We start from the raw sequence: 12,636 nt of genomic DNA on the forward strand, positions 1-12,636 counted from the left end.
CTCGCGCCGCCGGCCGCCGCACCACCCGCCACCGGGCAGCGCGCTCTTCCGGGCCCGGCCGTGCGGCGCCCCGGCCACCCCCGTAGAGCACAAGGAGACAGGTTCCATGAAGAAAACCACCGTCCGCCGCGGTCTCCTCCTGGCGGCGCTGGGCTGCGCCCTGGGCACCGCCGCGATCGCCGCGCCGGTGCAGGCCACCCCCGCGCTGTCCGTCGCACCGGCCGCGAGCACCGTGCGCCAGGCCCGGTACGACCTCGGTGACCAGGCGTTCACGCCCCCGGCCGCCCTCGGCTACAAAGGGCGCAGCGAACTCGCCGGCACCGTGTACTACCCGGCGCGGCTCGGCACCGGGCGGCACCCGGTGGTCCTGATGCAGCACGGCCACTGGGAGACCTGCGCGGACGCGGGCGCGCAGGACCGCCACGCCGCCGCGCAGAAGGCCCGCGACCGGGCGCTGGAGCGCGGCGACAAGGCCGAGGCCGCCCGGCAGGAGGCCCTGATGGAGAAGGCCGCCGCGGCGCTCTGGGCCTGGCCCTGCGCCCGGGGGACCGCACCGATCCCCAGCAGCACGGGCTACGACTACCTCGGCCGCGCCCTGGCCGCCCGCGGCTTCGTGGTCGTCTCCGTCGGCACCAACGGCATCAACGCGACCGACAGCGGCCAGGCCGACACCGTCTACCGGGCACGCGCCGCCCTCATCGAGCACCATCTGCGGCTCTGGCAGCAGCTGTCCGCCTCGGGCGGCGGTCCGCTGCGCACCGCGCTCACCGACGCACGCGACGGCTCTCCCGTACGCGCCGACTTCCGCGACCGGCTCGACCTGGGGCGGGTCGGGCTCCTCGGCCACTCCATGGGCGGGGGCGGGGTGATGCAGGAGATCGCCGACCCGCACCGCGCCGACCTGCCCGCCGGCATCGGCATCAAGGCCGCCTTCGCCCTCGCGCCCACCGCCACCTGGGACGGCGAGCCGGTCACCAAAACGCCGTTCGCCGTCATGTGGGGCACCTGCGACGCCGTCAACACCGGTGAGTTCTTCGAGCGGAACCGCGCCGCGACCCGGGTGCCGCTCTTCAAGTACACGCTGACCGGCGGCAACCACGACTTCTTCAACCGCCAGTGGTCGCCCTCCAGCGGTCAGGTGGCGGCCCGCGACGACGCCGCACCGGGCGGGCGGCCCGGCACCTGCCGCACGCAGTTCCTCGACCGCGACACCCCGCAGCGGGACGACGCGGCGCTCTCGGAGGAGCAGCAGCGGCGCATCACCGGCGACCGGGTGACCGCCTTCTTCCAGCGGTTCCTCCAGGGCCGCACGGACCGGATGCCGTATCTGACCGGCGAGCGGCCCTTCCCGGGGGAGCCGAAGGACGCCGTCACGACCTCCGTCGCGGGGCAGGGGAAGTAGCGGGCGGCCGCCCTCATCAGGGCTGCCGCGGCTGTGCGACGTCGTACTCCCGCAGCTCCCCGCCGACCTCCCGCAGCGTGGCGCGCGCGGCCTGCGCGAGTGCGGCCGGGTCGCCCGCGGCGGCGGTGAGGCGGGCGGCCAGATCCGGCCGTGCGGTGCGCAGCTCGCGCAGCAGCCACTTGCCGTTGCCCTGCCAGTGCCGGGCGGTCAGCAGCGCCAGTTGGGCCGTCTTCGTCAGGACCCGGGCGGCGACGAAGGCGGCCTCGCCCGCGTCGTCGGTGCCCGCGAGGTCGTCGAGGAGGTCGGTGAGTTCGTAGCGGAGCGCGTCGGTCTCGGCGGCGGTCGCCGGGGCCGGGCCGTCGGCCAGCCGCTGCCGCATCTCCGTCCGGAGCCGGGCCCCGAGCCCGTCCTCGTCCACCAGGATTTCGCCCTGGGCCAGCAGCCGGGGGATGCCCGGCCAGCGTCGGCGGAAGCCGTCCGCGCAGTGGGCGGCGAGCGTCCGTTCGTCGTGGACGAGCAGCTCGACGGGCCAGCCCCGCCGGCGCAGCGCGCGGTGGCGGGGCGCCGTCACCCGGGGGAGCACCGCCACCATGTCGAGGTCGGACATCGGGGTGCCAAGGGCGGTCAGCACGCTGCCGCCGACCACCACCAGCCGTGCCCGGGGCAGGAGATGGCGGGCCACCGCTGCCGCCGCCACGACCGGTTCCTCGCGCGGGAGAGTCATCTCCCCGTCCTACCCGGCGCATGGCCGACAAGTCGCCCGTTCCTCCACCGCGCCCCGGTCCAGCATTTAATCTGACTTTAGGCGGAGGAGGGGGCGGCGCGTCCGCCCCGCGACCGCACACAGCGCCGAAAGAGGCGACAGCGGAGCCGAGTTGAGGTGGGGATCGGACATATGGCGAGATTCAGCATGAACCGTCGCGGCCGGACCGTCGCGTACACGATGGCGGGCACGGTGCTCGCCCCCCTGCTGGCCGGTCTCGGGGCCGCGCCCGCCCAGGCCGCGTCCGGCTCCTGGTGCGGCGGCGCCCGGGGGCCGTACCAGAAGCAGGCCGAGAAGTTCCTGGGCCGCAAGGCCGACGGCAAGCAGTCCCAGGGCGACTGCCGGGCGATCCGCGCGTTCCAGGTCAGCCACGCCATCCACCCGCAGTACGGCTACGCGGGCCCCGTGACGTGGAAGATGATGAAGGTCGTCAAGCCGCAGCGGGACGCCCGCAACAACCCCAACCGCGCCGGCCGCTGCCCCACCAACCGGGGCCGCATCGCCTGCGTGGACCTGACCCGGCAGATCAGCTGGATCCAGGACGGCCGGCACCTCGTGAAGCGCCCGGTGCCCGTCCGCACCGGCCGCAACGGCAACGAGACCCGCACCGGTCTGCACCGGATCTTCTGGAAGCACAAGAACCACGTGTCGTCGCTGTACCACGTCTCGATGCCGTACTCGCAGTTCTTCGACGGCGGCGAGGCGTTCCACGCGATCAGCGGCAGCGTCTGGTCCGCCCCCGGCTCGCACGGCTGCGTCAACATGCGCACCGCCGACGCCAAGGCGTACTGGAAGCTCCTGTCCACCGGTGACGACGTCTTCGTCTACGGACGCAAGCCCGGCACCTGATCCGGCGCACCGCACACGACGGCGCCCGGGACCGCGACGGTCCCGGGCGCCCGTGTGTGCCGGCGGTGTCAGCGCCCCGCGGGGGCGGCGGTGACCTCCGCGGCGTCCACCAGGACGTACCGGTGGTTGAACTGCACGGTGTAGTACCGCTTCGCGCCGTGCACCACCGTGCCGCCGGCCGGCGAGAAGTCCGCCGCCGCCTCCGGCTCCCCGCTGGTGACATACGCCTGACCTGCACGGATGTCATAGTTCTTGGCGGTCAGCGGCGTCTGCTGCGACGGCTTCACCTCCGCCGGGTACTCGGACTGCTCCGGGTACGCCGTGCCGTACACGTGCGCCGCGCCCGTCCCGGCGGGCCGCACGATCCGCACACCCGTGGCCGGAGTGGTGTTCCGCCCGCCGGGGTTGTGGATCCAGCCCTTCCGGCCGCCGAACCAGATGGCCGTCCAGTCACCCCGCCGGTCCGCCACCACGAACTGCTGCCCGGCCTGGACGGTGGTGCTCCAGTCCGCGATGCCGTCGGTGCCGGCCTCGTCGTCCTCGCCCGTGTGGACGACCGGGTCGAGCAGCAGCGGCGCGTCCTCGGCGGGCGCGCTGCGCACGAACAGGGCGCTGGACGGCCCGCTCCGCGGCCCGCACCCGGTGACCTCGCCGGACGGGTCGTCCGCCGGACAGGCGGTGTACGTCTGGCGGTTCCCGTCGAAGCCCGGCGTGATCGTCACCGCGGAGCCGACCGGACCGACACCCCGCGCGCCCTCGTCGAAGGGCGCGCCGAGCAGCCGCATGAAGCGCGTCCAGTCCCAGCCGTTGCCCGGATCCCAGTGCATTCCCGCGAGGGTGTCGTCCGAGGGGCCGGGGACGTTGTCGTGCCCGATGATGTGACGGCGGTCCAGCGGGATGCCGTACTTGGCCGCCAGCCACTTCACCAGCTCCGCGGTCTTCTCGTACACGACCGGCGTGTACCAGTCCGCACCGTGCGCCGAGAAGCCCTCGTGCTCGATCTGGACGGCGTGGAGGTTGCTGTCGTAGTTGCCGTCCCCGAACGCGACGTCCTTGTCCGCCACCATCTGCGTGACCGCGCCGTCGGAGGCGCGCATGACGTACTGCGCCGAGGCGCCGCCCGCCTTCTGGAACGTCTCGACGGCGTTGTCGTACGAGCCCTCCGTGGTGTGGAGGACGATCTGCGTGATCTTGACGCCGTTGGCCGGGCGGTCGGAGACCTGCCCGTTGGCGGCCGCAGCCGGGACGAACGTGCAGGTCAGCGTCGGGGGGCACTCGGTCTGCGGCGCCGGGGTGTCGGTCAACCGCAGCTTGCCGAACTGCTTGACGGCCGGCTTGGCGGACGGCACCGCCCGGAGGGAGACGGCCCCGCCGCGCGCCGACTGCCGCTGCGCACCGGAGTTGATCGCGGCGAACACGGAGGTGACGTAGGAGGTCGCCGCCTTCTTGTCCGTCAGCCGGCTGTACCGGGCCACCGCCGCGGTCCACTGCGACGGATCGCCGGACACCTCGCCCGTCAACTGCTTCTGGTACGAGGCGAGCAGCGCGGCGCCGCCCCGGATGTTCTCCGCGGAGCTGCTGCGCAGCAGCTCGGCCGGTGTCCCGGTCAGCCGGGCGGCGGCCCGCAGCGTGTGCAGCTCCGGATGGCCGGCGAACGACGTGAGGTCGGAGCGGCCGGCGGCACCGGCGGCGCCCCGGGCGACCATCTCCGGCGTCACATCGGTGAGGTTCATCAGACCCCAGCCGCCGCTCTGGCTGTAGCCGGAGTGCTGCTGCCAGCCGGACTCCTGCCGGGCCACGCCCAGCAGCACCGGCAGCGGTACGCGGAACTCCTTGGCGGCCGCGGTGAATTCGGCCTGCAAGGAGGGTGACGGGGCGTCGTTCTGTGCCTGCGCCAGGGTGGGCAGGAAGGCGAAGGCGCCTGCCGCCAGTGTCCCGCCGAGGACCGCGGCGGGAAGCCAACGCTTGGTTTTGCGCTTGTGCACACCATTCCCTTCGGAGCAACGGCGCACCGGGCGGTACGGGGGAACACCGGGAGAAAGGCCGTGACCTCGCAGGCGGCACGCCGAGTGGGGGCGGCGCGGAACCACGCGGGCACACCACGGGCGGGCAACTCGCCGCGGCGGCGGGTGGTTTCGGCGCCGTACGCCATGAGATCAGAAAAACGTTCCGGTTCCCAGGGCGGTAGCCGATCGTGACCTCACCTTCAGCGGCCCGTTGTCCGGCGTTCGCCGTGGACAGCGGCCCGGGGCAGCGGCGGACGCGGCGCCCCGCACGGCCCGCGGCCCGCGTTCCGCGACCGGCATCCGGACCGGTGCAACCAACCCGCGCCCCGCGGTGTTTCCCGAACGAAGACAACGCCGCCCGGCATCCGGACGGGGGAGCGCGGCGGCGTCTTCCGCACCGCCGGTGACCACCGGCGGGGTGCACAGCGAACACACCACACACACGGTGTGAGGTGAGGAGAGGCAGCCATGGAAGAGTTCGCGGCCTTAACGGCGACGGAGCTCGCCGCCCGCATCCGCGAGGGGAGCGTCTCACCCGTCGAGGCGGTCCGCGCGAGCCTGGAGCGGATCGAGCGGCTCAACCCCTCGGTCAACGCATTCGTCACCGTCTGCGCCGACGAGGCGCTCGCCCGCGCCCGGGAGGCCGAGCGCGCGGTGGCGGCGGGAGCGCAGCTGGGCCCGCTGCACGGCGTCCCCATCGGGGTGAAGGACCTCGACCCCGTAGCCGGCGTCCGCACCACCCGCGGCTCCCACGTCTTCGCCGAGGACGTCCCGGCCGACACCATCCTCTGCGTCGACCGGCTGGAACGCGCCGGGGCCATCGTCGTCGGCAAGACCAACACCCCGGAATTCGGCTTCAAGGCCACCACCGACAGCGCCCTGCTGGGCCCCGCGTCCACCCCCTTCAACCTCGCGATGAACGCCGGCGGTTCCTCCGGCGGCAGCGCCGCCGCCGTCGCCACCGGCATGGTCCCGCTCGCCCAGGGCTCGGACGCCGGCGGCTCCCTGCGGGTGCCCGGCGCGTTCTGCGGCGTCTTCACGATGATGACCACCTTCGGCCGGGTCGCCGTCCCCGCCCGTCCCAACGCCTTCCGCCGCCTCAACCCGATGGTCTGCTACGCCCCACTGGCCCGCACCGTCGAGGACGCCGTCCTCGGCCTGGACCTCATGTCGGGCCCGCACCCCCGCGACCCCTACTCCTTCCCGGTGACCGAGCCGCTCGCCGACGCCCTCTCCCCGTCGCTGGCCGGCATGCGCATCGCCTACCTCCCCGACCTCGGCGGCTATCCGGTCGAGCCCGAGGTGGAGGCCGCCGTACGGGCCGCACTGCCGGCGCTGAAGGAGGCGGGCGCGGAGGTGACCGAGGTCGACGACTTCCGCCTGCCGCTCCCGCACGCCGAGCTGACCGCCCGCTGGCGCCGCTATCTCTCCCTCTGCCACGCCGAATCCGCCGAGGTCAGCAAGGAGCAGGGCATCGACCTGCTGGGCGAGCAGGGCCGGGAGGTCGATCCGGCCTACCTCCAGAGCGTCCGCACCGGCGCCGCCCTCGACGCCGTGCAGTTCCGCCTCGGCGACCTCGTCCGCACCCGCGTCCTGGACACCTTCGAGGACCTCTTCGACGCCTACGACCTCCTCGTCAGCCCCGTCAACTGCATCGCCGGCATCGCCAACGACACCACCCGCACCACCGTCGGCCCCAGCGAGGTCGCCGGGCAGCCCGTCGATCCGTTCGTCGGCTGGTCGATGACGAGCCCCTTCAACCTCATCGGCAGCCCCGCCGCCACCGTGCCGGTGGGCCGCGCGGCCAACGGCGTGCCCATCGGCCTGCAGTTCGCCGCCCGCCGCCATCACGACGCGGCCGTCGTGCGTGGCGCGGCCGCCTGCCAGGAACACCTGCCCTGGAAACACCTCTACGAGGACCTGGACCCGGCCCTCACCGCCTGATGACCGCCCCCGGTGCCCCCGGCACCCCCGACAGCTCCTGCCCCACCGCACCTCGCACACCGAACAAGGACTCCCCTGAGATGACCGACCTCTCCTCCTCCCCGGCACCACTCCACGCCGCCCTCTTCGACCTCGACGGCACCCTGATCGCCACCGAACACCGCAGCCGTGCCGCCTGGACCCGCCTCTTCCACGTCCACGGACTGGAGGTCGACGACGCACTGCTGGCGACCTTCGTCGGACGGCGCGGCCAGGAGGCGCTGGCCGATCACGTCCACCGCTTCCCCGGCAGCACCGTCGCCGACCTCTTCGACGAGGCCGTCGGCTACCTCAACGGCCCGGACATCCCCCCGCCCCACCCCGTTCCGGGCGCCGCCGCACTGGTGCGGAGCCTGCACGAGGCGGGCGTCCCGATGGCGGTCGTCACCTCCGGACTCCGCGAGCACGCCGGGGCGATGCTGGACCACATCGGCGGCGCCGGGCTCTTCACCACGATGATCACCGCCGAGGACGTGACCCGCGGCAAGCCCCACCCCGAAGGGTTCCTCGCCGGCTGTGAGGCCCTGGGCGTCACCCCCGGCCGTGCGGTGGCGTTCGAGGACGCCCCCGCGGGCATCGCCGCGGCCAAGGCCGCCGGGCTGTCCTGTGTGGCCCTGACCACCACTCATGACGCCGAGGCGCTGCACGCCGCCGACCTCGTCGTCCCCGACCTCAGCGACATCACCTGGCCGCCGCTCTCCCTGAGCGCGGCCTGACCACCGGACGGAGGGATCCCACCATGCGGCCCCAGCCGCCCGACCCGGGGAGCGCCGCCCCGGAACACCTCACCACGGCGCGGCCCGGGGCCGCGGGCGGGTCCCCCCGTCCGGACGTCCACCGGTGGCGGCTGCTCGCCGTGCTTCTGGCCGCCCAGTTCATGGCCAACATCGACACCGCCATCGCCAACATCGCCGCACCCGCCGTCCAGCGCGATCTCGGCGCCTCGGGCGGTGAGGCGGGCCTGGTGGTCTCCGGCTATGTCGTGGCCTACGCCGTCCTGCTCGTGGCGGGCGCCCGGCTCGGCGGCAGCCGCGGCCACCGCCGGATCTTCCTCGCGGGCATGGTGCTCTTCACCGCGGCGTCCCTCGCCTGCGCCCTGGCGTTCGATCCGGCGGTGCTGATCGCCTCCCGGATCGCCCAGGGCGCGGGCGCGGCGCTGATGGTGCCGCAGGTCCTGAGCGGCATTCAGCTCCATTTCACCGGCCGGCAGCGGATCAAGGCCCTGGGGTACTACGCCATCGCCCTCTCGGGCGGCGCCGTGGCGGGCCAGGCCCTCGGCGGCGTGCTGATCGCCGCCGACATCCTCGGCACCGGCTGGCGCCCGATCTTCCTCATCAACGTCCCGGCCGGGCTGCTGCTCCTGTGGGCGGCGCTGCGGGTGATGCCGGCCGACCCCGGCACGGAGAGCTCCCACCCCGGGCCCGCCGGCACGCAGAAGACCGCTGATCCTGACGGGCACTCACCGGCACCTAGCCCCGGCCCCGCCTCCGCCCCCGGCCCTGACGTCGGCTCCGGACCCGGAGCCGTCACGGCAGCACCCGTACCGGACGACGTCGACGTCCGCGGCATGGCGCTGCTGGCCACCACGGTGCTGCTGCTCATCGTGCCGCTGCTGCTGGGCACCGACGCGGGATGGCCCTGGTGGATGTGGGTCTGTCTGGCGGCCGCGGTGCCGATGGGTGCGGCGTTCCGGCGCAGCCAACGCCGCCGCGCCGCGCAGGGCGGGCGGCCGCTGATCGCCGAGGAGGTGATCCGCGAACCGGCGATCCGCTGGTCCCTGGCCGCACACGGCGCCACCACCATGACGTACTTCGCCCTCCTCTTCGTCCTCGCCGTGTACCTCCAGGAGGGCCTGGGCCGCGGCCCCGCCTATGCGGGCATGGCGATGATCTCCTGGGTCGCCGCCTTCGGTCTGGCCGGTCCGCTGCTGGCCCGGGTGCCGTCCCGGTACGCCGCCGCGATGCCCGCGGTGGGCTGCGCGGTCCTGGCCGGCGGCTACACCGCGGTGTGGCTCTACCTCGTGACGGGTCATCGCACCGGCCCCGCGCTCTTCCTGCTGCTGGGCATCGGCGGCCTCGGCCTGGGCATCAGCTCCAACTCCCTGATCGCCCGGATGACGTTCGTGCTGCCGGACCGCTACGCCGCCGACCTGTCCGGCGTCATCAGCACCAACGCGCAGCTGTGCGGTGCGCTCGGCGTCGCGACACTGGGCGGCGGCTACCTCCACCTCACCGACGGCGGTTCGGCCTCCGCCGCCGCCTCGGCCCACGGCCTCCAGACCGTACTGGCCGCCTCCGCCGCCTTGGCGGTGCTCTCCGCACTGGCCTCCCACCGCGGCGCCCGCCCCCACCCCGCGGAGGCCGCCCCCACGGCCTCCGCGGCCCCCGGCCCAACCCCTACCGCAACCACCACGACCAGCCCCGAGCGGGACGACCCCTAGCGACGCCCCGAAGCGACGCCCGGTATCCCGGGCGAGGAGGAGGCGGGGCGGGTGGGCTGGGGGAGGGGGAGAGGGAAAGGAGAAGTCGGGAACCCGAGAACCCAAGAACCCGGCCCCTCCAAGAACAGCCCAGCCCAAGCCCCCCGCTCTCCCTACCGCAACGCATAAGGCAGCAGTGCCATCTCCCGGGCGTTCTTGATCGCGCGAGTCAGCTGCCGCTGCTGCTGTGCGGTGACACGGGTGATCCGGCGACTGCGGATCTTGCCGCGGTCCGAGAGGAAGGTCCGGAGCAAGTCGGTGTCCTTGTAGTCGATGTACGTGATGCCCGCCCGGTCAAGGGGGTTGGGCCGGGGCCGGGAACCCTCGCAGGGAGCGGGACGGCGAGCCATGGCAGAACCTTTCGACGAAGTCGGTGGTAGCAGGGAGACAACAAGTTCGGGGGAAGGACCGGGGCGCCAGGGAAGCAGCGGGGCTCGGAGGAAGCAGCGGGACCCAGGGCAAACACAGGCGCTCAGAGAAAGGGCCGGAGCAGCTTCAGGGTGGAAGAGACCCGGAACACCCCCAGGCGACGAGCCGGGAGCACCCTCCGGAGAAGCGCCGAGGACATTCCCGAGAGGAGAGACCGAGAGCATCCCCGGAGACGAGAGGAGAGACCAGGAGCATCCCCCGGCGAAGAGCCCGGGACATCCCCGAGAGGAGATAGAGGAGATAGAGGAGATGGAGGAGAGAAGCGCCAGGGACACCCCGAAAGAAGATCCGGAAGACCCGGACGGGCACCCGGACGGGCACCCGGACGGGCAACCTCAGGCAAGGGCCCAAGGCATCCATCCCACCCCCATCACGACGCGCGCTCCAACAACCCGTCGAACGCCCCCGGGCGTCGCTTCCACGCCGCGCGGCCCCAGGCGCACTCCGCGTCCGTCAGCAGGCAGGAGTCGAGCAGGTGCGTCAAGCCGTCGCGGTCGAGGCCGGGGGCGGTGAAGACCAGGTGCTGGCAGCGGTCGCCGTGCTCGGGGTGCCAGTCCAGGGCGGCGGCCGCGCGGCGGAGTGGTGGCACCAGTTCCCAGGCGGCGTCCGGCAGTGAGGCAAGCCAGGGGCCGGCGCTCTCCACGCACAGCGCGCCCCCGGCGGCGTCCCAGGACAGCAGGGCGTCGGGCCGGTCGGCGAGCCAGAACCGACCGCGGCTGCGGGCCGCGGCGCACGCCAGGTCCTCCAGCGCGTCGTGGAGCCGCTCCGGGTGGAAGGGGCGGTGGCGGCGCCACACCAGGGTCGTGACGCCGGACTCGTCGGCCTCCTGCGGCAGCAGCGCGCACGCCGGATCCTGGGCCGCCGCCGCGGCGGCCACGTCGAACGGCCCGTCCGCGCCGAGCACGGCCCGCACCAGCAGCCCGGACGCCGCCGGGAGATGCCGGGCCGTCGGATGCAGCTGGGCCAGCAGCGCGCGGTCCGCGTCGTCGGCGTCCGGGCTGTCGACGACGGCGAGGACCGGCGCGTACTCCAGCTGCCGCGCCCAGGTGTCGCCGACCGTGCGCTGATCGGTGGCGGCCGCGGCGAGCCCGGCCTCGGCGAGGTCGTCGCCGTTGGACAGGACGGGCAGGACGAGCGCCGGATCGACGGCGGTGACGACGGTGGTCAGGCGCAGTCCGTCCCCGCCGTGGGCCGCGATGACCTCGGCCATCGCGCGCGGTTCCACGGAGTCCCACAGCTCCACGAGGGCCAGCCGGTGCAGCCCGCTGTCGGCCAGCCGCCGGAGTTCGGGGACCAGATCCTCCCGCAGCGCACAGCAGGCACAGTCGTTGACCAGCGGCGTTTCGCCGCACGACAGTTCGCCGACGGCGTCGCGGAGGGTGCGCAGCACGGTGCCGTCGGCCGCGGCACCGAGATCGTGATGGAGGGCGACGGCGTCCGGCACCGCGGTCAGGAGCCGCCGGACCACCTCCTGCCGGGCGTCGGCGTGCAGCCCGCCGACGAGGGCGACGGGAAGGCGGTGATCGGCGCCGCTCATCGGTCGTCCCGCCGCTCGTCCCGTCGGCCGTAGCGGCGCTCGAAGCGTTCGACGCGTCCGGCGGTGTCGAGGACGCGCGTCTGCCCGGTGTAGAAGGGGTGGCTGCGCGAGGAGATCTCGACGTCGATGACGGGGTAGGTGCGGCCGTCCTCCCACTCGACGGTGGTGTCGGAGGTCGCGGTGGAGCGGGTGAGGAAGGCGAATCCGGCGGCCTTGTCGCGGAAGACGACGGGGCCGTAGGCGGGGTGGATTCCGGGCTTCATGAAGGGAGCCTGCCTGTTCTGTCGGGGCTGGTTCTTCGGTGTGCGGTGGTCTTCGGGGCGTGCGGTGGTGCGCGCCGTCCGTCACGGCGTCGGGCGCTCGGCCCGGCGGCCCGCTCAGCGTTCCTCGCGGAAGTCGACATGGCGGCCGACGACCGGGTCGTACTTGCGCAGGACGAGGCGGTCGGGGTCGTTCCGGCGGTTCTTGCGGGTCACGTAGGTGTAGCCGGTCCCGGCGGTGGAGCGGAGCTTGACGACCGGGCGGAGTTCGTTGCGAGCCATGCCGCTACTATATGGGAATGGTTTTCATTTTCGACAACCGTCATCGGGAAAGGTGAGGTCTCTCATGTCCGCCCACTGCCAACTGACCGGAGCGCGGCCCGGCTTCGGCAATGCGATCTCCCACTCGCATCGCCGCACCTCGCGCCGCTTCGACCCGAACATCCAGCGCAAGCGCTACTGGCTGCCGAGTGAGGGGCGGTATGTCCGCCTCACGCTCAGCGCCCGGGCGATCAAGACGGTGGACGTCATCGGCATCGAGGCGGCGGTGGCGAGGATCCGCGCACGAGGAGGGAGGGTCTGATGGCCAAGCGGAGCAAGATCGCGAAGAACGAACGGCGCAAGGCCGTTGTCGCCCGCTACGGGGCCCGGCGCGCCGAGCTGAAGGAGATCATCCGGCGTCCGTCCTCCGGCGATGCCGAACGCGCCGCCGCCCTCGCCGAGTTGCGCCGTCAGCCGCGCGACGCCAGTGCGACCCGGGTGCGCAACCGCGACAGCGTCGACGGACGCCCCCGCGGTCATCTGCGGAAGTTCGGGATGTCCCGCGTGCGGATGCGGCAGCAGGCGCACGCCGGATTCCTCCCCGGGGTCACCAAGTCGTCCTGGTGACCCTCCGGCGCCGGGCCGCGTGCCCGGCGGACGCGGTGCC

The 12,636-nt window shown here is 73.5% G+C and carries 13 protein-coding genes; 7 read left to right on the forward strand and 6 right to left on the reverse strand.

All coding sequences use genetic code 11. The annotated features are described in order from the left end of the window. Positions 1-106: 106 nt before the first annotated feature. Positions 107-1,402 (forward strand): alpha/beta hydrolase, encoded by a 1,296-nt coding sequence (locus tag ABT345_RS26045; protein ID WP_345093305.1) that lies wholly within the window; start codon positions 107-109, stop codon positions 1,400-1,402. Between the two features lie 16 nt (positions 1,403-1,418). Here ABT345_RS26045 and ABT345_RS26050 read toward each other — a convergent pair whose 3' ends face one another. After that, positions 1,419-2,126: a nucleotidyltransferase family protein gene (locus tag ABT345_RS26050; RefSeq protein WP_345093303.1), complete on the reverse strand. Its 708-nt coding sequence runs from the start codon at positions 2,124-2,126 to the stop codon at positions 1,419-1,421. Between the two features lie 186 nt (positions 2,127-2,312). Between ABT345_RS26050 and ABT345_RS26055 the strand changes: the two genes are divergently transcribed. After that, positions 2,313-3,014, forward strand: coding sequence for a L,D-transpeptidase (locus ABT345_RS26055; protein ID WP_351323460.1), 702 nt, complete (start codon positions 2,313-2,315; stop codon positions 3,012-3,014). A 68-nt stretch (positions 3,015-3,082) separates the two neighbouring features. On the opposite strand, the gene ABT345_RS26060 is transcribed toward ABT345_RS26055, so the two are convergent. After that, a complete protein-coding gene (locus ABT345_RS26060) occupies positions 3,083-4,999 on the reverse strand; it encodes an N-acetylmuramoyl-L-alanine amidase (protein WP_345093298.1) in 1,917 nt (638 codons plus the stop codon). A gap of 489 nt (positions 5,000-5,488) precedes the next feature. Here ABT345_RS26060 and ABT345_RS26065 point away from each other — a divergent pair, with 489 nt between their 5' ends. The 3 genes from ABT345_RS26065 to ABT345_RS26075 all read left to right on the forward strand — a co-directional run bounded on the left by ABT345_RS26065 (position 5,489) and on the right by ABT345_RS26075 (position 9,443). Then, a complete protein-coding gene (locus ABT345_RS26065) occupies positions 5,489-6,964 on the forward strand; it encodes an amidase (protein ID WP_345093295.1) in 1,476 nt (491 codons plus the stop codon). 80 nt (positions 6,965-7,044) lie between these two features. Continuing rightward, positions 7,045-7,719 (forward strand): HAD family hydrolase, encoded by a 675-nt coding sequence (locus tag ABT345_RS26070; RefSeq protein ID WP_345093292.1) that lies wholly within the window; start codon positions 7,045-7,047, stop codon positions 7,717-7,719. Between the two features lie 23 nt (positions 7,720-7,742). Next, positions 7,743-9,443, forward strand: coding sequence for an MFS transporter (locus ABT345_RS26075; protein WP_345093289.1), 1,701 nt, complete (start codon positions 7,743-7,745; stop codon positions 9,441-9,443). A gap of 152 nt (positions 9,444-9,595) precedes the next feature. On the opposite strand, the gene rpsR is transcribed toward ABT345_RS26075, so the two are convergent. The 4 genes from rpsR to rpmG all read right to left on the reverse strand — a co-directional run bounded on the left by rpsR (position 9,596) and on the right by rpmG (position 11,990). Continuing rightward, positions 9,596-9,832, reverse strand: coding sequence for a 30S ribosomal protein S18 (rpsR, locus tag ABT345_RS26080; RefSeq protein ID WP_345093284.1), 237 nt, complete (start codon positions 9,830-9,832; stop codon positions 9,596-9,598). Between the two features lie 449 nt (positions 9,833-10,281). Next, positions 10,282-11,448 (reverse strand): CobW family GTP-binding protein, encoded by a 1,167-nt coding sequence (locus ABT345_RS26085; RefSeq protein ID WP_345093281.1) that lies wholly within the window; start codon positions 11,446-11,448, stop codon positions 10,282-10,284. Then, the gene (locus tag ABT345_RS26090; RefSeq protein WP_345093277.1) at positions 11,445-11,711 is read right to left on the reverse strand and encodes a type B 50S ribosomal protein L31; all 267 of its coding nucleotides are present in this window, start codon (positions 11,709-11,711) and stop codon (positions 11,445-11,447) included. The genes ABT345_RS26085 and ABT345_RS26090 overlap by 4 nt, the downstream gene beginning before the upstream one ends. Positions 11,712-11,825: 114 nt before the next feature. Continuing rightward, on the reverse strand, positions 11,826-11,990 hold the full coding sequence (rpmG, locus tag ABT345_RS26095) for a 50S ribosomal protein L33 (protein WP_345093274.1): 165 nt from the start codon (positions 11,988-11,990) through the stop codon (positions 11,826-11,828). A gap of 64 nt (positions 11,991-12,054) precedes the next feature. Between rpmG and rpmB the strand changes: the two genes are divergently transcribed. Beyond that, on the forward strand, positions 12,055-12,291 hold the full coding sequence (rpmB, locus tag ABT345_RS26100; protein ID WP_345093271.1) for a 50S ribosomal protein L28: 237 nt from the start codon (positions 12,055-12,057) through the stop codon (positions 12,289-12,291). Beyond that, entirely contained in the window at positions 12,291-12,596 is a 306-nt protein-coding gene (rpsN, locus tag ABT345_RS26105) for a 30S ribosomal protein S14 (RefSeq protein ID WP_345093268.1), read from the forward strand. The genes rpmB and rpsN overlap by 1 nt, the downstream gene beginning before the upstream one ends. Positions 12,597-12,636: the final 40 nt, after the last annotated feature.

Source organism: Streptomyces sp. NPDC000404 (assembly GCF_040300365.1).
In the GTDB taxonomy this organism is placed as follows: Bacteria; Actinomycetota; Actinomycetes; order Streptomycetales; family Streptomycetaceae; genus Streptomyces; species Streptomyces ramulosus.